Genomic DNA, 18970 nt, shown 5'->3' on the forward strand with positions numbered 1-18970 from the left:
GGTAGAAGTATGTCCGAAAAACCTTTAACGAAAACCGATTATTTAATGCGTTTACGTCGTTGCCAGACAATTGACACGCTGGAGCGTGTTATCGAGAAAAATAAATACGAATTATCAGATAATGAACTGGCGGTATTTTACTCAGCCGCAGATCACCGCCTCGCCGAATTGACTATGAATAAACTGTACGACAAGATCCCTTCCTCAGTATGGAAATTTATTCGCTAATAAATAATTCGCTTTCGGAGCTATAACCAGCTGTTTATTAAGAATTTTATACTTTATCGCCATGAAGGCATACCCTATGTGATCTTCATCACACAGACGTAATGGGAACGTTCTCTTCACTGACTTTTCGTCTTACTGTGTTGCCGCATTTTCAGCAACCGGAGGTCAGTAATGAGCACAGAAAAAGAAAAGATGATTGCTGGTGAGTTGTATCGCTCGGCAGATGAGACGTTATCTCGCGATCGCCTGCGCGCTCGTCAGCTTATTCACCGATACAATCATTCCCTGGCGGAAGAGCACACATTACGCCAGCAAATTCTCGCTGAATTATTCGGTCAGGTGACAGAGGCTTATATTGAGCCAACGTTTCGCTGTGACTATGGCTATAACATTTTTCTCGGCAATAATTTTTTCGCCAACTTCGATTGCGTGATGCTTGATGTCTGCCCTATTCGCATCGGTGATAACTGTATGTTGGCACCAGGCGTTCATATCTACACGGCAACACATCCCATCGACCCTGTAGCACGTAATAGCGGTGCTGAACTGGGGAAACCCGTCACCATCGGTAATAACGTCTGGATTGGCGGACGCGCGATCATTAACCCTGGTGTGACCATTGGTGATAACGTCGTGGTAGCCTCAGGTGCAGTTGTCACAAAAGATGTCCCGGACAACGTTGTCGTGGGCGGTAATCCAGCCAGAATCATTAAAAAATTGTAACCTGTTTTTCGCAACTGTTATGCAAAATCGTGGCAAATCTGTTACTTTCCCTCTACTATTCCCACGTTAAAATAGGGTGTTCCCTGGAAAGTTGCAGATACCACGAAGGCAAACGATGACCGAAATACAACGCCTGCTGACCGAAACGATTGAGTCTCTGAATACCCGCGAAAAACGCGACAACAAACCCCGCTTTAGTATCAGTTTTATCCGTAAACATCCGGGGCTGTTTATCGGTATGTATGTTGCTTTTTTTGCCACCCTGGCGGTGATGTTGCAGTCCGAAACGCTTTCAGGCTCTGTCTGGCTACTGGTTGTATTATTTATCCTGCTTAATGGTTTCTTCTTTTTCGATGTCTACCCACGCTACCGCTATGAAGATATCGACGTGCTGGATTTCCGCGTTTGCTATAACGGCGAATGGTACAACACGCGCTTTGTACCTGCCGCGCTGGTTGAAGCCATCTTGAACTCTCCGCGTGTCGCGGATGTTCATAAAGAACAACTGCAAAAAATGATCGTCCGTAAAGGTGAACTGTCTTTTTACGATATTTTTACCCTCGCTCGCGCCGAATCAACATCTTAAGTTAGGGTTACATACCAGGCGTAAAGCTCTGCGCCTGGTCAAATGACAACGTTCGTTTCCACCCATCCCTTCATGAAATCCCGGCTCTACCTCCTTATCTCCTGCCAGCCTTTTTCCACAATCAGATATACTTTCCCTACACTGTGTTAATAAGGATATGCTGGTGAGAACACGACATCTGGTCGGCCTTATTTCGGGAGTACTGATTCTTTCAGTATTGCTGCCTGTCGGCTTAAGCATCTGGCTGGCCCATCAGCAGGTAGAAACATCATTTATTGAAGAGCTGAATACCTATTCCTCCCGCGTCGCTATTCGGGCCAATAAGGTGGCGACACAAGGGAAAGATGCGCTGCAAGAGCTGGAAAGATGGCAAGGCGCTGCCTGTAGCGAAGCCCATCTCATGGAAATGCGTCGGGTATCTTACAGTTATCGCTATATTCAGGAAGTGGTTTATATCGATAACAACGTTCCCCTGTGTTCGTCTCTGGAGCATGAAAGCCCACCCGATGCCTTCCCCGAGCCAGGTAAAATTTCGAAAGATGGTTATCGTGTCTGGTTAACATCGCATAACGATTTAGGCATTATCCGTTACATGGTCGCCATGGGAACGGCACATTATGTCGTCATGATCGACCCCGCTTCCTTTATTGATGTCATTCCCTATAGCTCATGGCAAATTGATGCCGCCATTATTGGCAATGCCCATAACGTTGTGATAACCAGCAGCGATGAAATTGCTCAGGGAATTATTACCAGACTACAAAAAACACCCGGTGAGCATATCGAAAATAATGGAATCATTTACGATATCCTGCCCTTACCGGAGATGAATATTTCGATCATCACCTGGGCTTCAACGAAAATGTTGCAGAAAGGCTGGCATCGGCAAGTCTTTATTTGGTTACCGCTCGGGTTGGTGATTGGCCTGCTGGCAGCGATGTTTGTGCTGCGTATTTTGCGCCGTATCCAGTCACCGCATCATCGGCTGCAGGATGCTATCGAAAATCGTGATATTTGCGTGCACTATCAGCCGATTGTCTCCTTAGCCAATGGCAAAATTGTCGGTGCTGAGGCACTGGCGCGCTGGCCGCAGACAGACGGTAGTTGGTTGTCACCAGATAGTTTTATTCCGCTGGCACAGCAAACGGGCCTTTCTGAGCCATTGACGCTACTGATTATAAGAAGCGTCTTTGAAGATATGGGCGACTGGCTGCGTCAGCATCCTCAGCAGCATATTTCGATCAATCTTGAATCCACCGTGCTCACCTCGGAAAAAATCCCGCAATTGCTGCGTGAAATGATCAATCACTATCAGGTTAATCCCAGACAGATCGCGCTTGAACTCACTGAACGCGAGTTTGCCGATCCGAAAACCAGCGCCCCGATAATTTCTCGCTACCGGGAGGCGGGCCATGAAATTTATCTCGATGATTTTGGTACGGGGTATTCAAGTTTAAGCTATTTACAGGATCTGGATGTCGACATTCTGAAGATCGATAAATCTTTCGTTGATGCGCTGGAATATAAAAATGTCACGCCACATATCATCGAAATGGCAAAAACACTGAAACTGAAAATGGTAGCGGAGGGAATCGAAACCAGTAAACAAGAAGAGTGGCTACGCCAGCATGGCGTGCACTACGGCCAGGGCTGGCTCTACAGCAAGGCATTACCGAAAGAGGATTTCTTACGCTGGGCCGAGCAACATTTGTGAATTTTTGGGCTGACGGCACGCCGCACAGCCCGTCACGCTACCTATTCGTCGATGATTGACTCGAATCCGCCATAGATCATTCGCTTACCATCAAACGGCATGGACTCGCCGAACTCTTTCATCCGTGGGTCCGACATCATCTTTTGATTAGCAGCGTCGCGGACCTCTTTTGAAGGGTATTCAATCCAGCTAAAGACAACCTCTTCATTCTCTTCAGCTTTTACCGCCATACGAAAATCGGTCACTTTGCCATCCGGTACATCGCTGGCCCAGCATTCGACAATACGAAGCGCGCCAAACTCTTTAAACAATGGCGCGGCCTTAGCGGCCATTTCCCGATAGGCATCCTTTTTATCGGCAGGAACGGCAACCACAAAACCATCAACATACTTCATCAGACATACCTCCGAAGCGTACTGCGCAGCCAGACAATTCTTGCGACGTCAGTTGTGGTTAAAGTTTAGCCATGTTGGGATTTTTTGACGAAACGGTGGGAGGTAGAAATGGGTGGGGGCCCTGCCAGCTACATCCCGGCACACGCGTCATCTGCCTTGGCTGCTTCCTTCCGGACCTGACCTGGTAAACAGAGTAGCGTTGCGGGAGAACCAACAGAGCCCCCATTGAGAGCGTTGAGAACCAACGCGCAGGCGCATTATCACTGCTGCCCCGGCTAATTGCAACCCATTGCGTGCCGGATGCTGGTTTCTTGCGCAATGCGACTTCACTCGGGCGTTTTTCCAGATTATGCTGAAAAATTACCTCAGGAAGAAAAGATGGAAAAAGAAGATTCATTTCCCCAACGCGTCTGGCAAATCGTCGCCGCTATTCCCGAAGGCTATGTCACCACTTACGGTGATGTGGCGAAACTGGCAGGATCGCCCCGCGCCGCGCGCCAGGTGGGCGGTGTGTTAAAGCGTCTCCCTGAAGGCAGCACCTTGCCCTGGCACCGGGTGGTTAATCGCCACGGCACAATTTCGCTAACCGGACCGGATTTACAGCGTCAACGACAGGCATTACTGGCAGAAGGTGTGATGGTATCGGGAAGCGGGCAAATCGACTTGCAGCGTTATCGCTGGAACTACTAACCCTCTCCGGGCGGAGAGGGTTAACTGCGCTTAATATTGCGTAGGAGCTGGAACTGCCGAAGACGGATTCACCTGAGTTGGTGAAGTCGAAGGTACGGTAGTCGTTGCGCCACCGCTGGCCTGAACCGGCACGGCGGTTTGCTGCACCGGCACCAATGTCAGGTCGGCTTTAGTTCCGCCCTGGTTGATCACCGGCTGAACGGTATCGGTAATAAATACCAGTTTGTCATTCACGGTAATCGCCGCACTCAACAGAATACGCGCATTCGGCTGAACATCTGCCGGGTTAAATGGCAGAACAAAGCTGAATGGTGACTGTTTACCTTCGGTACGCACCGCTTTCTGCGCCAGCACTTTCGACGGCGCATCGGCTAAAGACGCGTCAGAAAGTGTCACGGTCAGCACGGCATCAGGCGGCAGTGCGACTTTCTGACGGATCCAAACGGTACCGGAGACATTCGGTTGCTGGATAGCAGGTTGTTGTGTTGCTGAAATAGACGTATTTGCAGCCGGTGCTGGCGTCTGAATATCCGCGCTTTTATCTGCGCAAGCCGCCAACGCAATCGCAACCGCTAAACCACTGGCCATGTGCACGAGTTTCATTCACTTCTCCTTATTATCAATGCACCAGCGGGCTAACTTTCCTCGCCGGAAGAGTGGTTAACAAAATAGTAACGTCAACAAGTGTGGCACACATCACGCATTTCTGCCTGTAATTAGCCCGTAATTCAGACTATTGCACCCATCGGACCAGTGGCAAATTTGCGTTATACTCAACTCACTTTGGCTTGCTGCGGCAGCTTTGTTACTGGAGAGTTATATGAGTCAGGCGCTAAAAAATTTACTGACATTGTTAAATCTGGAAAAAATTGAGGAAGGACTCTTTCGCGGCCAGAGTGAAGATTTAGGTTTACGCCAGGTGTTTGGCGGCCAGGTCGTGGGTCAGGCCTTGTATGCTGCAAAAGAGACCGTCCCTGAAGAGCGGCTGGTACATTCGTTTCACAGCTACTTTCTTCGCCCAGGTGATAGTAAGAAGCCGATTATTTATGATGTCGAAACGCTGCGTGACGGTAACAGCTTCAGCGCCCGCCGGGTTGCTGCTATTCAAAACGGCAAACCGATTTTTTATATGACTGCCTCTTTCCAGGCACCAGAAGCGGGTTTCGAACATCAAAAAACAATGCCGTCCGCGCCAGCGCCTGATGGCCTGCCTTCGGAAACGCAAATCGCCCAATCGCTGGCGCACCTGCTGCCGCCAGTGCTGAAAGATAAATTCATCTGCGATCGTCCGCTTGAAGTCCGTCCGGTGGAGTTTCATAACCCACTGAAAGGGCACGTCGCAGAACCGCATCGTCAGGTGTGGATCCGCGCAAATGGTAGCGTGCCGGATGATCTGCGCGTTCATCAGTATCTGCTCGGTTACGCTTCTGATCTTAACTTCCTGCCGGTAGCTCTACAGCCGCACGGCATCGGTTTTCTCGAACCAGGAATTCAGATAGCGACCATCGACCATTCCATGTGGTTCCATCGCCCGTTTAATTTGAATGAATGGCTGCTGTATAGCGTGGAGAGCACCTCGGCGTCCAGCGCACGCGGCTTTGTGCGCGGTGAGTTTTATACTCAGGACGGCGTGCTGGTTGCCTCGACCGTTCAGGAAGGGGTAATGCGTAATCACAATTAAAAAAATAGCCGGAGGTGAAAACCGTCCGGCTGTTTTTTGCAGTGCTTGTTACGCGTTATAGGCATTCTCGCCGTGGCTGTTGACGTCCAGCCCTTCTCGCTCCTGTTCTTCCGGTACACGCAGACCAACCGTCAGATCCGCCAGTTTGTAGCCAATAAACGCCACCACACCGGACCAGACGATCGTAATGGCGATGCTTTCCAGCTGTACCAGCAACTGATGGCCCATCGTCACACCTTCAGCGAAGCCCACGCCGCCCAGCGAGCTGGCGGCAAAAATCCCGGTCATGATACAGCCGACAATGCCACAAACGCCGTGCACACCGAAAACATCGCAGGGATCATCCACCCGCAGCAAACGTTTGAGCATGGTAACGCCCCACAAGCCCGCCAGACCAGCTACCACGCCGATAATCAACGCGCCGCCAACCCCAATGTAGCCACAGGCTGGCGTCACGCCGACCAGACCGGCAATCGCGCCAGAACACGCTCCCAGCAGTGAAGGCTTACCGCGCAGCGCCCATTCACCGAAGATCCAGCCAAGAATTGCTGCCGCCGTTGCGACCACAGTATTCACAAATGCCAGTGCTGCGATTTCATTCGCCGTGCCCGCTGACCCGGCGTTAAAGCCAAACCAACCGATATAGAGAATGGCAGTCCCGGTGAAGACCATCGGCAGGTTGTGCGGTTTAAACGCCTCTTTGCCGAAGCCCACGCGTTTGCCTATCAGATACGCGCCCACCAGACCGGCGATTGCGGCGTTAATGTGCACCACCGTGCCACCCGCGAAATCCAGTGCACCGTGAGAAGCCAGCAAACCGCCGCCCCAGACCATATGCGCAATCGGAATGTAGGAGAGCGTCAGCCATACCACCACGAAAATCAACACAGCTGAGAAGCGGATTCGTTCCGCCAGTGCTCCAACTATCAAGCCTACGGTAATGCAGGCAAACGATCCCTGAAACGCTACGTGGATATACTGATAAATGCTGCCCATCACCGCCGTCAGTTCGATGTTTTTCAGCATCAACCAGTTAATGTTGCCGAAGAAGTTGTTTCCCTCACCAAACGCCAGCGAGTAACCGTAAACCACCCAGAGAATACAGACCAGTGCAAACGTCACCGTCACCTGCGTCAGCATCGACAGCACGTTTTTGCCGCGAATCAACCCACCGTAAAACAGGGCAATCCCCGGAATAGTCATAAACAGCACCAGCGCAGTACAAATCATCATAAACGCATTGTCGGCTTTATCGGCCACCGCAGGTGCAGCCATTACCAGTCCCGGCAGCATCGCCAGTGAAGCAAGCCCAGTTTTTATCGTCGCTATCTTCATTTTTCGTTCCTGTTGCTGTGTGCCAGAGATTACAGCGCCGCTTCGTCGGCTTCGCCGGTACGAATACGAATGACGCGTTGCAATTCAGCGACGAAGATTTTGCCGTCGCCAATTTTTCCGGTGTAAGCCGCCTTACTGACGATATCAATCACTTCATCGAGTTGGTCATCAGCAATCGCCACATCAATTTTTACTTTTGGCAGGAAGTTGACGCTGTATTCCGCCCCCCGGTACAGCTCGGCATGCCCTTTCTGACGCCCGAAACCTTTCACTTCGGTGACGGTCAGGCCCTGAATACCAATGGAAGATAACGCTTCACGAACGTCTTCCAGCTTGAATGGTTTGATTATCACGGTCACCAGCTTCATAGATCCCCTCCGGTCAGAATTCGGTAATGGTTCTGCTACACGAAGAAGGTATTGCAAGCGGTGTGCCAGAAATGAAAAACGAGAAAGAGAGCAGGAAGTTAAGAAGATTGAAAATGAAAACGCACTATGACAGTGCACAGTGCGTTACATTTTTGCACCAACGATCAAATATTGCGCTATTCAGGCGCTCAATGATTCCTCTTCACGCACGCTGGCTGCCAGCTCTTCGCCCGCAAGTTGCAGTTGATACATCTGCCAGTAGCGTCCCTGGGCCGCCAGCAGTTGCTGGTGAGTGCCCTGCTCCACAGCTTGCCCACGATGAAGCACCAGAATGGTGTCGGCATCAACAATAGTTGATAAGCGGTGAGCAATCACCACCAGCGTGGTATGTTCACGCACCGCCGCCAGAGCATGTTGAATCGCCTGTTCAGTACCGGAGTCAATGCTGGCTGTTGCCTCATCAAGGATCAGGATTTGCGGCGTCTCCACCAACACGCGTGCCAGTGCCAGCAGTTGCTTTTGCCCGACTGAGAGATTATTCCCCTGCTCGCCAAGCGGCGTGTAAATACCGTCGCTCATGCTACGCGCCAGCTCCGCCAGTTGCACGGTTTCCAGCGCCTGCCAGACGCGTTCTTCGGAGATATCACGCCCCAGCGTCACGTTGGCGAGGAAGGTATCCGCCAGCACCACCGGATCTTGCTGCACCATTGCCACGCCCTGGCGCAGCGCGCTGTGACTTAGCGAACTTAATGGACGACCATCAAGGCGAATCTCACCTTCCGTTAGCGGGTAATAGCCCATCAATAAACTGGCGAGGGTACTTTTACCACTGCCGGTATGCCCGACCAGCGCCACAAAATTGCGCGAAGGCACAGAGAGATTAATGTTCTTTAGCACCATATTGTCATCGCGATAAGCAAATGACACGTTATCGACTTCAATGGTGCCGCTCTGCAACGGGCGATCATCATTGCCATATTGCTGGCGCGGTCCGTCCATCAGCTCAAACACGCGCTCACCAGCAACAACAGCCTGTTGCAGCATCGCCTGTTGCGTGGTCAGTTCGATTAAGGGTTCGTTAAGCCGCCCAAGATAGCTGATAAACGCATACAGTACGCCCACTTCAATGGTGCCGCTGACAGAGAAGCCAAACAGCATCAACAATCCACAAAGAATGAGCGATGAAAACAGACTCAGCAGCGGACGCAGCAGAAAACCGTCGAGGCGCAGGGTTTGCATCCTCGCCATATAGTGTGAACGACTGGCCTCACCCATACGTTCGCCAAATCGCGCCTGCTGACGGAACTGCTGGATAACGCTCATGCCATTGATGATTTCGTTAAAGCCGTCGTTGATATCCGCCAGATAGGCGCGCACACGACGGACAATCGGCGTGCTGTAACGCTGGTATATCACCATTACCACCAGCACCACCGGGAAAATCATTATCGCCACCAGCGCCATTCGCCAGTCGAGGCTGAACATCGCCACCAGCATCGCGCCCACCAGTGCGGCGCTACGCAGGACAGTTGCCACCACGGTAACGTAGAGATCGCGGATCACTTCAGTGTCATTGGTGACGCGGGAAATCACCTGCCCGACGGGTTGGGTATCAAACTCGCTTAATGGCTGGCGTAACGCAGCATCCATCACGTCGGTACGCAACTGTTGCACTACGCCTACTGCCGCCCGATTAAACAGCAGCGACTGCGCGTAATGTAGCCCGGCGGCAAACAGTTGCAGCCCAACATACGCCGCAGCCAGCCCTGCAACCACTTTCAACGGCAGGTTATTTTTCGCTACCATATTGTCGATAAAATAGCTGATAAGCAGCGGCCCACTGACTTCTGCCGCAGCCGCAACCCACATCATCAGGACCGCAATCCCCAACGGTTTACGCCACGGCGAACCGTACGCTAACAGACGCTTGAGAGTCGGCCACAGTTGGCTAAAACTACGCATCGACGGCCTCCTCGCGATTTTCCGGAGCGTCGTCGAGCGCCGCCTCCAGTTGTTGATAGCGATACATATCGCGATACCAGCCGCTTTGTTGTGCCAGCACATCATGATTGCCACGCTGGGCGATATGTCCGTGCTGCATCACAATAATTTCACTGGCTTCCGTCAGTGCAGAAAGGCGATGGGCACTGATGATTACCGTTCTTCCCTGCCCCCACTGACGCAGGTTATGCAGGATCTGGTGCTCTGTGCGTCCGTCTACTGCCGAAAGCGCATCATCAAGGATGAGGATTTCCGCGTTGACTAATAACGCACGAGCAATGGAGATACGCTGTTTTTGCCCACCGGAAAGCATCACGCCGCGCTCGCCCACTTCTGTATCGTAACCTTGCGGTAAACGCAAAATATCGTCATGCACGCTGGCTAACCGCGCGACATGCTCAATCTCTTGCTGGGTGGCATTCGGGCAACCCAACGCGATGTTGTTCGCTACGGTGTCGGAAAAAAGGAACGGTGTCTGGCTAACTACCGCCAGGCGGCTACGCCAGCTATCGAGTTGTAACTTCGTCAGAGGAATATCATGAAAGCGGATATCCCCCTCGCTGACGTCGAAATGACGCTGAATGAGCGACAACAGGGTACTTTTGCCGGAACCAGTCGGCCCGCAAATACCTACCATCTGACCGGGTTTCAGGGCGAAATTGACGTTTTCCAGCGCAGGATGGTCAGTCTGCGGATACGTAAACTGGCGAATATTCACATCCAGTTCACCACGACCTTCTGGCACCTTATCACTACCATCAATAACGACTGGCGCTTCGGCCAGCATGGTACGAATTCGGCTATACGCCGCGCTGCCACGTTCCACAATGTTAAACATCCATGCCAGCGCCAGCATTGGCCAAATCATCAGACCTAAATACATCATAAAACTGGTGAGCTGGCCCAGCGTTAAACTGCCCTGTACCACCATCCAACTACCGCCGCCAATCGCCAGCAAGTTCGCCGTGCCGATGGCGATGTAAATCGTCGGATCAAAACGGGCATCAATACGTGCCACCCGCATGTTTTTCTTGCCGGTATCTTCGGCATCCGCGGCAAATAACGCCGACTGGCGATCTTCCAGACCAAAAGCTTTGATCATGCGGATACTGGTGAGGCTTTCCTGGGTGCGGTCATTAAGACTGGAAAACGCCGCCTGTGCCAGCTTAAAGCGTTCATGCAAGGCATCGCCGTTGCGCTTGATCATGATCGCCATCACTGGCATCGGCAACAGGGCAAATAAGGTCAACTGCCAGCTAATTTGCGTAGACATCATAATCAACACAGCGCAGCCCATTACCAGTGAATCCACCAGCGTCAGCACCCCTTCTCCGGCGGCAAACACGACGCGATCGACGTCATTGGTCGCACGAGCCATGAGGTCACCCGTGCGATGACGCAGGTAAAACTCAGGATGCTGCCGGCTTAGCTGGCGGTAATAATCTTCACGCAGTTCAACAGCCAGTTGATAAGACGCACCAAACAGCAATACGCGCCAGACGTAACGCAGGAGATAAACCACAACGGCAATCAGCACCATGGTGGCGATCCACATCAGGATCTGCCCGGTAGTAAAGTGTTGTTCTGTCACGCCATCAACAACAATACCAACCACTTTTGGCGGAACCAGTTGCAGCATCGCGATAATGACAAGCAAGGCGACAGCCCCGAGATAGCGACGCCATTCCCGACGGAAATACCAGCTTAATTGAGCAAATAATCGCACGCGTTGTGTCCTGACCTGATTCTGGATATTTATTCGATGGGTAAAGAAGTGGTGTATTTAATCTGTTCCATCGCGAAGCTGGAAGTGACGTCCGACAGCCCCGGCACGCTGTTTACCAGACGCTTATAAAACTCGTCGTAGCGTTTCATGTCGGCAACCTGGACGCGCATCAGATAATCGTATTCACCGGCCATGCGCCAGAACCCCAGCACTTCTGGCATTTCGGTAACCACCGTGACAAAGCGGCAATACCATTCGCTGCTGTGATGTTGCGTTTTTATCAGCACAAAGGCGGTCAGGCCGAGGCCTATTTTTTCCGGATCCAGCAGGGCGACTTTGCCGATAAGGATACCGTCGTCCTCCAGCCGTTTCAGACGCTTCCAGCAGGGGGTGGTTGTCAGATTAACGGCTTCAGCCAGTGCCTGCAAAGAGAGGGTGCAATCCTGCTGTAGCAAGGCCAGCAGCTTACGGTCAATTTTATCTAACATAGCCCTTCCACAGAGAATTTTTTTCTCTTTTAATTCTATTTTAAAGGTGAAATCGCGACAATTTATTCTGTGCGGTTTAAGCACCACGGCACAAAATGACAAATTCAACGCAAAAAAAACCGGGCAATTGCCCGGTGCTGGAAGGGATCTCGTTATTCGGGGGAATAAGGTAGATGTGGATAGTCCAGCCAGTGCGTCAAATAGTGAGAGACAGCCTGATTTCGGCAATGTCCAATCACCGGTAAATGCGGGAGCTCCGCGCGCAGTTGCGGCATCGCATTGCCCATAATAAATCCGCTACCGACACTGCCTAACATTTCGCGATCGTTCATCGCATCACCAAAGGCCATGCAATCGCGTAACGATAAACCTAAATGTTGGGTCAGCACCGTCAATGCAGCGCCTTTATTGCAGCCCACCGGCAGCACTTCGAGGCAATCCGTGGCGGAAAAACATAAATGTGCACGCTCGCCTAATGCTTCGTATAGCTGGATCTGCAAGCGTGTAAGATCGTCGTGATCGCCACAGAAGCAGATCTTGGTGACGCTGCCGAGTGGCATTTTTTTGACATCGATTATCTGATAACGAAAACCGCTATAGACAAATGCCTGCAACAACGCAGGGATCTCTTTCCCGGTAAACCAACCGTCGTCATTGAAGATATGCATGCTGGCTCGGGTATCCCATTGCTGATACAGCACCAGCTCCGCGACATCCGCAGGTAAATCATCACGATGTAAAAGTTCACCTTCCAGAGAATGCACGCGCGTTCCGTTGCCAGTAATCAAATATGCATCCAGCGATAGCGCCCCGAGAATATGCTGCATCTCCAGCGCATGACGCCCCGTGGCAAAAGTGAGGGTAATGTCGCGTTCACGCAGTCGCGCCAAAGTAGAGAGGGTTTTCTCACCTAAATGATGGTCAGGCATCAATAAAGTGCCATCCATATCAAATGCTGCCAGACGAGCCATTTCTTTCTCCACTCTGTGACACGGTTAATGGTGATTGAGTATCACCTGATATATACGGAAGTAATAGTGAATAGTTAAATAATATTGTTCCGGGTTTATATGCGACTGCTCAACCGTCTTAACCAGTATCAACGTCTGTGGCAACCTTCCGCCGGAAAGCCGCAAACCGTCACAGTCAGCGAACTGGCCGAACGCTGTTTTTGCAGCGAACGCCATGTTCGTACGCTGTTACGCCAGGCACAGGAGGCGGGATGGCTGGAGTGGCAGGCGCAGTCAGGACGCGGAAAGCGCGGTCAACTACGCTTTCTGGTCACGCCAGAATCGCTACGAAATGCGATGATGGAACAGGCGCTGGAAACCGGAAAGCAGCAAGATGTGCTGGAGCTGGCGCAACTGGCCCCAGGTGAGCTGCGCACTCTGTTACAGCCGTTTATGGGCGGACAATGGCAAAATGATACGCCCACGTTGCGTATTCCCTACTATCGCCCGCTCGAACCGCTACAACCGGGCTTTTTGCCCGGTCGTGCCGAGCAGCATCTCGCCGGACAGATATTTTCCGGCCTGACCCGCTTCGATAATAATACCCAGCGCCCGATTGGCGATTTAGCGCATCACTGGGAAACCTCTACTGACGGGTTACGCTGGGATTTTTATCTTCGCTCAACCTTACACTGGCATAACGGCGATGCAGTAAAAGCCTCCCACTTACACCAGCGGTTATTGATGCTGTTACAACTGCCAGCACTGGATCAATTATTTATTAGCGTGAAGCGTATTGAAGTCACCCATCCGCAGTGTCTGACCTTCTTTTTACATCGCCCCGATTACTGGCTTGCGCACCGGCTGGCGAGCTATTGCAGCCATCTGGCGCATCCGCAATTCCCCCTGATCGGCACAGGTCCTTTTCGCTTAACACAATTCACAGCGGAACTGGTGCGCCTGGAGAGCCATGATTATTACCATTTACGTCATCCGCTGCTTAAAGCGGTTGAGTACTGGATAACTCCGCCGCTTTTCGAAAAAGATTTGGGAACCAGTTGTCGGCATCCCGTGCAAATCACCATCGGCAAACCGGAGGAGCTGCAACGGGTCAGCCAGGTCAGTAGTGGCATCAGTTTAGGTTTTTGCTATTTAACGTTGCGCAAAAGTCCCCGACTGTCCCTCTGGCAGGCGCGAAAAGTGATCTCCATTATTCATCAATCCGGTTTATTACAAACGTTAGAAGTCGGAGAAAACCTGATCACCGCCAGTCATGCATTACTGCCAGGCTGGACTATTCCGCAATGGCAAGTACCGGATGAGGTCAAACTACCGAAAACCTTGACGCTGGTTTATCACCTACCGATAGAACTTCATACCATGGCAGAACGTCTACAGGCGACACTGGCAGCGGAAGGCTGTGAACTCACAATTATTTTTCATAACGCAAAAAACTGGGACGACACGACCCTACTGGCACACGCAGACCTCATGATGGGCGACAGATTAATTGGCGAAGCACCGGAATATACCCTGGAGCAATGGCTGCGTTGCGATCCACTGTGGCCACATGTTTTCGACGCTCCAGCATATGCACATTTGCAATCGACACTGGACGCGGTGCAAGTAATGCCTGATGAGGAAAACCGATTTAATGCCCTGAAAGCGGTTTTTAGCCAGTTAATGGCAGACGCGACGCTGACGCCGCTATTCAACTATCACTATCGCATTAGTGCCCCTCCCGGCGTGAACGGTGTGCGACTGACACCGCGCGGCTGGTTTGAATTTACCGAAGCCTGGCTTCCCGCGCCGTCGCAATGAATAGCTGGTCCGGGTTAATCGCAGGCGTTACCATAACGCTTTTATTGTTCAAGCAGGATTATCTATGAAACGTGCTGTCGTTGTGTTCAGTGGAGGCCAGGATTCCACCACCTGTCTGGTGCAGGCATTACAACAATATGATGAAGTCCATTGCGTGACGTTCGATTACGGTCAGCGACATCGCGCAGAAATCGACGTGGCACGCGAACTGGCGCTGAAACTGGGGGCACGCGCGCATAAGGTTCTTGATGTAACGCTGCTCAACGAGCTGGCGGTCAGCAGCCTGACGCGTGACAGCATTCCAGTGCCTGATTATGAACCTGAAGCTGATGGCATCCCGAATACGTTTGTCCCTGGGCGTAATATTTTGTTCCTGACACTGGCGGCAATATATGCGTATCAGGTAAAAGCAGAAGCGGTGATTACCGGCGTCTGCGAAACGGATTTCTCCGGCTACCCGGATTGCCGCGATGAGTTTGTGAAAGCACTAAACCATGCCGTCAGTTTAGGCATGGCGAAAGATATTCGTTTTGAAACGCCGCTGATGTGGATTGATAAAGCGGAAACCTGGGCGCTGGCAGATTATTACGGCAAGCTGGATTTAGTCCGTAACGAAACGCTGACCTGCTATAACGGCATTAAAGGCGACGGTTGCGGTCATTGTGCGGCATGTAATTTACGCGCCAACGGTTTGAATCATTATCTGGCCGATAAACCGACGGTGATGGCAGCGATGAAGCAGAAAACCGGGTTGAATTAATTATTCCGGGTGTCGCCGGATGCGGCTTGAGCATCCGGCACCACAAAACGTTTACTTAACCATCTGCTCCAGCTTTTCGCGCAATTCCCCTTCCAGAGCTAATGCTTTCTGCGTTTTAAGATCAATACAAACAAACGTAATAAGCGCATCCGCTACTACCTGCCCTTCCGGCTCCAGTGTAATGACCTGGCTTAAGATGCCACTTTTACCGTTTAATTGCTGCAACTGACTGGTAATAGTTAACAGGTCGCTTAATACCGCCGGGCGACGATAGTTAATATTGATATTGACCACGACGAAGGCGATGTTATGGGCCGTCATCCACTGAAAACTGTCGCTATTTTCCAACCCATCCCAGCGGGCTTCTTCGAGAAATTCAAGGTAGCGGGCGTTGTTTACGTGCTGGTAAACGTCGAGATGATATCCACGAACTTTGATTTGTGTTTGCATAGCGCAATAACCTTACGTTGTTTTTATAAAAACTGTTATAAGTACAGAGGTCATAACTGGTATGACCTCTTCAGTCTGGCAAAAAATTGCCACTATGCAAATTAATTACAGGGTTAATACCGCCAGATTACGTTCCACCAGCGAATTGCCCATCCCCGGCACCTGCTTGAGATCCTCCACCGTTTTAAACGGACCGTACTCTTCGCGATAACTGACAATCGCCTGCGCTTTCTTCAGGCCAACGCCATTCATCGCGCGGGCTAACTCTTCCGCGCTGGCATTATTAATGCTGACCCGGGTGCCTTCTTCGTCACTGGCTTTCGCCGGAACTGCTGCTTTACTTTGTGCTGCAGGAGCCTCCGCTTTGGTTTCTACCGTTGTCGGTTTCGCCGCAGGAGCTGCCGCCAGAGCACTATGAGACATTCCGGCACAGGCCAGGGACAGGGTAATGAGCAGTGCTTTAATTCCGTGTTTCATACTGTTTTCTCCTTGTTTGTTAACAGTGGAATCACCTTAACGGCAGTGAAAACAGTAAACAAATGGCAATGTTCAGAAATGGAAAAGGCCGCGAAAGCGACCTTTTCTTGTTACAGCTGCAAAGCATTTTTTTGCGAGGCGGCTTCAGGATTATTGCTGTTCCAGCGCATCGCCAATTTTGATTTTCGCCTCTTTACGCAGGTTACTCATCAGCGCTTCAAAGACGATTTGTGCGTTGTTCTGGGTGATACCCTGCACCATCGCTTTTTTCTGATCTTCCGGCATTGAACCTTGTTTCACTTCGTCCAGCGCCAGCAGAACCACATTACCTTGCATATCGGTCGCCATACCGTAGCTCGGTTTGTCTTTCGCTGGCAGTGGCAGTGCAAACGCCGCCTGGCTAATCGGGTCACGACCGGAACGGCTTAAGGTTTTCGGCTCGCCAAATTTCAGACCGGCAGCCTGCATAGCTTCCGCACCTTTGCCGGCTTTCAAATCAACCAGCAGTTTCTCAGCATCCACTTTCGCCTGTTGTTCAGCTTTGTTGTGCTGAACCAGTGCCTTAACTTGTTCCTGAACATCTGCCAACGGTTTCACCGCTTCCGGTTTGTGCTCGCTGATGCGCAGCACGAATGCGCGGTCGCCGTCTACGGTGATGATGTCAGAGTTGATGCCCGGCGCACCGTTTTCACCTACCAGACCGCCGTTGAAGATAGCGTCAGCAACCGGCTTGAAGTTCAACTCTTCCGGCAGGTTATCTTTGCTGAACCAACCCGTCTGAGTGGCTTTAACGCCGGCAGCTTGCTCTGCACCGGCCAGAGACTCGGTATCATTGCTTGCTGCATCGCTCACTTTCTGCTGCAGTGCGTAGTACGCATCGAGGGCTTTTTCGTGTTTCACTTTCGCCGCGACATCGTCACGCACTTCGTCTAACGACTTCACTTTCGCTGGCTGAATGTCGTCCAGACGTACAATCAGGAAACCGACCGAAGATTTGATGACACCAGAGAGTTGGCCTTTTTCTTTCAGACCAGCATTTTTCAGTTCGTCCGGGATAGTGGCATCTTCTAACCAACCCATATCGCCGCCGTTACGGGCAGAGATAATATCGGCAGATTTTTCTTTGGCTAACGCAGCAAAATCACCGCCTTTATTCAGCTCATCAAGTACCGCTTTCGCTTCATCTTCAGTTTTGGTCTGGATGATGCTGTAGCGGGTACGCTGCGGCTGGGTGAATTGATCCTGATGCTGATCGTAGTAGCTCTGGATATCCGCATCGCTAACCGGTTGCTGCATCGTTGCGGCATCCAGCTTGATGTAACTCACGCGGAATTGTTCCGGCGTCATGAAATTGTTTTTGTTTTGTTCGTAGTAGCTGGCAATTTCCTGTTCGGTCACAGGCTGCTTCGCCGCCAGCGCGTTAACATCGATAGTCGCTTCACGTACCACGCGTTGTTGAGCTACCAGTGCCGCCAGCTCGTCGGTTTCACCTTTCAGCATAAAATCGGTACCGGCAACGCCGTTAATCAGCTGTTGGGTAGTGAGCTGGTTACGTAGCGCCTGGGCGTACTGATCGGCGGTCATCCCCATCTGGTTGAGGATACCGTTATAGCGGCTGTTATCAAATTTGCCGTCAACCTGGAAGGCTGGGGTCGCGAAAATCGCCTGTTTAACCTGCTCATCACTGATACCCAGTTTCAGCTCACGAGCGTACTGATCCAGAAGCGCCTCGTCGATCAGACGATTCAGCACCTGTTGACGCAGGGTTTTCATATAGCCTTCGTTCGCTGCAAGCTCAGAGTATTGATCGCCCAGCTGTTGCTGCATGCGATTACGCTCGCTGTTGAAGGCATTCTCGAACTGCCCACGGCTGATTTCCTGGTCATTCACTTTTGCGGCGTAGTTATTGCCTCCGCCAATCAGGTAACCACTCACGCCGGTCAATATGAACGACACGATAATGATACCGAAAATAATCTTGAGCACGAGACTGTTTGCAGCCGTGCGTAAGCTGTCCATCATGGTGTAACAACACTCCGCTGTAGATGACTGTGTACCTCACGCAACGTATCGATGCGCGCAAAGGCCTATTGTGACAAGAAACGGGGGCAATTGTCAGCCCACAAGACGCAGAAAGTCACCGATTACAAATAAAAAAGGCACATCAGTAGATGCGCCCTTGAACTTCGTCACATCCCCACTGGGGACAACGCTTAGTTTACCGCGTCTTTCAGTGCTTTACCTGCACGGAAGCTCGGTACTTTAGCGGCAGCGATGGTGATCTCTTTACCGGTCTGCGGGTTGCGGCCAGTACGGGCAGCACGCTCTTTAACGGCAAAAGTACCAAAACCTACCAGTGCTACATCATCCCCTTCTTTCAGAGATTCAGTTACGGAAGCAATAATAGCATCTAACGCACGGCCAGCCGCAGCTTTAGAGATATCAGCCCCTGCAGCAATCTTGTCGATCAATTGAGATTTATTCACTCTTCTCTTCCTCTTTATAATTTATATCGCACTTGAATCCTTCAAGGTACGAACGCGCAGCAGTTATATCAGGCCAGCCATCCCCTTACAA

The 18970-nt window shown here is 51.3% G+C and carries 20 protein-coding genes and 1 other RNA gene; 8 read left to right on the forward strand and 13 right to left on the reverse strand.

Going from position 1 to position 18970, the window contains the following annotated elements; translation table 11 throughout:
* Positions 1-9: 9 nt before the first annotated feature.
* The 4 genes from ACJHYW_RS15440 (at position 10) to pdeB (ending at position 3251) form a co-directional block, all read left to right on the forward strand.
* A complete protein-coding gene (locus tag ACJHYW_RS15440; protein WP_001291435.1) occupies positions 10-228 on the forward strand; it encodes an HHA domain-containing protein in 219 nt (72 codons plus the stop codon).
* A gap of 171 nt (positions 229-399) precedes the next feature.
* Positions 400-951: a maltose O-acetyltransferase gene (gene maa, locus ACJHYW_RS15445; RefSeq protein WP_000102574.1), complete on the forward strand. Its 552-nt coding sequence runs from the start codon at positions 400-402 to the stop codon at positions 949-951.
* Between the two features lie 115 nt (positions 952-1066).
* Positions 1067-1537 carry a YlaC family protein gene (locus ACJHYW_RS15450; RefSeq protein ID WP_000136192.1) on the forward strand — a complete coding sequence of 157 codons (471 nt, stop codon included), beginning with the start codon at positions 1067-1069 and terminating at the stop codon, positions 1535-1537.
* Positions 1538-1700: 163 nt separating this feature from the next.
* The gene (pdeB, locus tag ACJHYW_RS15455; protein ID WP_001361689.1) at positions 1701-3251 is read left to right on the forward strand and encodes a cyclic-guanylate-specific phosphodiesterase PdeB; all 1551 of its coding nucleotides are present in this window, start codon (positions 1701-1703) and stop codon (positions 3249-3251) included.
* A gap of 41 nt (positions 3252-3292) precedes the next feature.
* Here the strand turns inward: pdeB and ACJHYW_RS15460 are convergent, their stop codons facing one another.
* Both ACJHYW_RS15460 and ffs read right to left on the reverse strand, forming a co-directional pair.
* Complete coding sequence (locus ACJHYW_RS15460; protein WP_000878140.1) at positions 3293-3646, reverse strand: DUF1428 domain-containing protein; 354 nt, start codon at positions 3644-3646, stop codon at positions 3293-3295.
* A gap of 119 nt (positions 3647-3765) precedes the next feature.
* Positions 3766-3862: signal recognition particle sRNA small type (ffs, locus tag ACJHYW_RS15465), an RNA gene on the reverse strand.
* 162 nt (positions 3863-4024) lie between these two features.
* Between ffs and ACJHYW_RS15470 the strand changes: the two genes are divergently transcribed.
* Positions 4025-4336 carry an MGMT family protein gene (locus tag ACJHYW_RS15470; protein ID WP_000409911.1) on the forward strand — a complete coding sequence of 104 codons (312 nt, stop codon included), beginning with the start codon at positions 4025-4027 and terminating at the stop codon, positions 4334-4336.
* A gap of 30 nt (positions 4337-4366) precedes the next feature.
* Here ACJHYW_RS15470 and ACJHYW_RS15475 read toward each other — a convergent pair whose 3' ends face one another.
* Positions 4367-4939 carry a YbaY family lipoprotein gene (locus ACJHYW_RS15475; protein WP_000779831.1) on the reverse strand — a complete coding sequence of 191 codons (573 nt, stop codon included), beginning with the start codon at positions 4937-4939 and terminating at the stop codon, positions 4367-4369.
* Positions 4940-5156: 217 nt separating this feature from the next.
* On the opposite strand from ACJHYW_RS15475, the gene tesB reads away from it, so the two are divergent.
* A complete protein-coding gene (tesB, locus tag ACJHYW_RS15480; protein WP_000075876.1) occupies positions 5157-6017 on the forward strand; it encodes an acyl-CoA thioesterase II in 861 nt (286 codons plus the stop codon).
* 48 nt (positions 6018-6065) lie between these two features.
* On the opposite strand, the gene amtB is transcribed toward tesB, so the two are convergent.
* The 6 genes from amtB to cof form a co-directional block, all read right to left on the reverse strand.
* Positions 6066-7352 carry an ammonium transporter AmtB gene (amtB, locus tag ACJHYW_RS15485; RefSeq protein WP_000685029.1) on the reverse strand — a complete coding sequence of 429 codons (1287 nt, stop codon included), beginning with the start codon at positions 7350-7352 and terminating at the stop codon, positions 6066-6068.
* A 29-nt stretch (positions 7353-7381) separates the two neighbouring features.
* Positions 7382-7720 (reverse strand): P-II family nitrogen regulator, encoded by a 339-nt coding sequence (gene glnK, locus ACJHYW_RS15490; RefSeq protein ID WP_000780338.1) that lies wholly within the window; start codon positions 7718-7720, stop codon positions 7382-7384.
* A 180-nt stretch (positions 7721-7900) separates the two neighbouring features.
* Entirely contained in the window at positions 7901-9682 is a 1782-nt protein-coding gene (locus ACJHYW_RS15495; RefSeq protein ID WP_001256219.1) for a SmdB family multidrug efflux ABC transporter permease/ATP-binding protein, read from the reverse strand.
* The gene (locus ACJHYW_RS15500) at positions 9675-11447 is read right to left on the reverse strand and encodes a SmdA family multidrug ABC transporter permease/ATP-binding protein (RefSeq protein WP_061092783.1); all 1773 of its coding nucleotides are present in this window, start codon (positions 11445-11447) and stop codon (positions 9675-9677) included. The genes ACJHYW_RS15495 and ACJHYW_RS15500 overlap by 8 nt, the downstream gene beginning before the upstream one ends.
* A gap of 29 nt (positions 11448-11476) precedes the next feature.
* Complete coding sequence (gene decR / locus ACJHYW_RS15505) at positions 11477-11935, reverse strand: DNA-binding transcriptional regulator DecR (protein WP_000884589.1); 459 nt, start codon at positions 11933-11935, stop codon at positions 11477-11479.
* A gap of 152 nt (positions 11936-12087) precedes the next feature.
* Positions 12088-12906 (reverse strand): HMP-PP phosphatase, encoded by an 819-nt coding sequence (gene cof / locus ACJHYW_RS15510; protein WP_000113027.1) that lies wholly within the window; start codon positions 12904-12906, stop codon positions 12088-12090.
* Positions 12907-13005: 99 nt separating this feature from the next.
* On the opposite strand from cof, the gene ACJHYW_RS15515 reads away from it, so the two are divergent.
* Positions 13006-14706 carry an SgrR family transcriptional regulator gene (locus ACJHYW_RS15515; protein WP_001238237.1) on the forward strand — a complete coding sequence of 567 codons (1701 nt, stop codon included), beginning with the start codon at positions 13006-13008 and terminating at the stop codon, positions 14704-14706.
* A gap of 64 nt (positions 14707-14770) precedes the next feature.
* Positions 14771-15466: a 7-cyano-7-deazaguanine synthase QueC gene (gene queC / locus ACJHYW_RS15520; protein ID WP_000817228.1), complete on the forward strand. Its 696-nt coding sequence runs from the start codon at positions 14771-14773 to the stop codon at positions 15464-15466.
* Positions 15467-15517: 51 nt separating this feature from the next.
* Here queC and fadM read toward each other — a convergent pair whose 3' ends face one another.
* The 4 genes from fadM to hupB form a co-directional block, all read right to left on the reverse strand.
* Positions 15518-15916 carry a long-chain acyl-CoA thioesterase FadM gene (gene fadM, locus ACJHYW_RS15525; RefSeq protein WP_001194534.1) on the reverse strand — a complete coding sequence of 133 codons (399 nt, stop codon included), beginning with the start codon at positions 15914-15916 and terminating at the stop codon, positions 15518-15520.
* A gap of 105 nt (positions 15917-16021) precedes the next feature.
* Positions 16022-16393: a helix-hairpin-helix domain-containing protein gene (locus ACJHYW_RS15530; protein WP_000680294.1), complete on the reverse strand. Its 372-nt coding sequence runs from the start codon at positions 16391-16393 to the stop codon at positions 16022-16024.
* Between the two features lie 150 nt (positions 16394-16543).
* The gene (gene ppiD, locus ACJHYW_RS15535; protein WP_000969382.1) at positions 16544-18415 is read right to left on the reverse strand and encodes a peptidylprolyl isomerase; all 1872 of its coding nucleotides are present in this window, start codon (positions 18413-18415) and stop codon (positions 16544-16546) included.
* Positions 18416-18606: 191 nt separating this feature from the next.
* Positions 18607-18897 carry a nucleoid-associated protein HU-beta gene (hupB, locus tag ACJHYW_RS15540; RefSeq protein ID WP_254892905.1) on the reverse strand — a complete coding sequence of 97 codons (291 nt, stop codon included), beginning with the start codon at positions 18895-18897 and terminating at the stop codon, positions 18607-18609.
* Between the last annotated feature and the right edge of the window lie 73 nt (positions 18898-18970).

It is taken from the genome of Escherichia sp. WS3063 (assembly GCF_046486595.1).
Lineage (GTDB): Bacteria > Pseudomonadota > Gammaproteobacteria > Enterobacterales > Enterobacteriaceae > Escherichia > Escherichia coli.

Bases quoted from the DNA above. Each gene is read 5' to 3' on its own strand.
- ACJHYW_RS15440 (WP_001291435.1), top strand. From the start codon at position 10: ATGTCCGAAAAACCTTTAACGAAAACCGATTATTTAATGCGTTTACGT.
- maa (WP_000102574.1), top strand. From the start codon at position 400: ATGAGCACAGAAAAAGAAAAGATGATTGCTGGTGAGTTGTATCGCTCG.
- ACJHYW_RS15450 (WP_000136192.1), top strand. From the start codon at position 1,067: ATGACCGAAATACAACGCCTGCTGACCGAAACGATTGAGTCTCTGAAT.
- ACJHYW_RS15460 (WP_000878140.1), bottom strand. From the start codon at position 3,646: ATGAAGTATGTTGATGGTTTTGTGGTTGCCGTTCCTGCCGATAAAAAG.
- ACJHYW_RS15470 (WP_000409911.1), top strand. From the start codon at position 4,025: ATGGAAAAAGAAGATTCATTTCCCCAACGCGTCTGGCAAATCGTCGCC.
- ACJHYW_RS15475 (WP_000779831.1), bottom strand. From the start codon at position 4,939: ATGAAACTCGTGCACATGGCCAGTGGTTTAGCGGTTGCGATTGCGTTG.
- tesB (WP_000075876.1), top strand. From the start codon at position 5,157: ATGAGTCAGGCGCTAAAAAATTTACTGACATTGTTAAATCTGGAAAAA.
- amtB (WP_000685029.1), bottom strand. From the start codon at position 7,352: ATGAAGATAGCGACGATAAAAACTGGGCTTGCTTCACTGGCGATGCTG.
- glnK (WP_000780338.1), bottom strand. From the start codon at position 7,720: ATGAAGCTGGTGACCGTGATAATCAAACCATTCAAGCTGGAAGACGTT.
- ACJHYW_RS15495 (WP_001256219.1), bottom strand. From the start codon at position 9,682: ATGCGTAGTTTTAGCCAACTGTGGCCGACTCTCAAGCGTCTGTTAGCG.
- decR (WP_000884589.1), bottom strand. From the start codon at position 11,935: ATGTTAGATAAAATTGACCGTAAGCTGCTGGCCTTGCTACAGCAGGAT.
- cof (WP_000113027.1), bottom strand. From the start codon at position 12,906: ATGGCTCGTCTGGCAGCATTTGATATGGATGGCACTTTATTGATGCCT.
- ACJHYW_RS15515 (WP_001238237.1), top strand. From the start codon at position 13,006: ATGCGACTGCTCAACCGTCTTAACCAGTATCAACGTCTGTGGCAACCT.
- queC (WP_000817228.1), top strand. From the start codon at position 14,771: ATGAAACGTGCTGTCGTTGTGTTCAGTGGAGGCCAGGATTCCACCACC.
- fadM (WP_001194534.1), bottom strand. From the start codon at position 15,916: ATGCAAACACAAATCAAAGTTCGTGGATATCATCTCGACGTTTACCAG.
- ACJHYW_RS15530 (WP_000680294.1), bottom strand. From the start codon at position 16,393: ATGAAACACGGAATTAAAGCACTGCTCATTACCCTGTCCCTGGCCTGT.
- ppiD (WP_000969382.1), bottom strand. From the start codon at position 18,415: ATGATGGACAGCTTACGCACGGCTGCAAACAGTCTCGTGCTCAAGATT.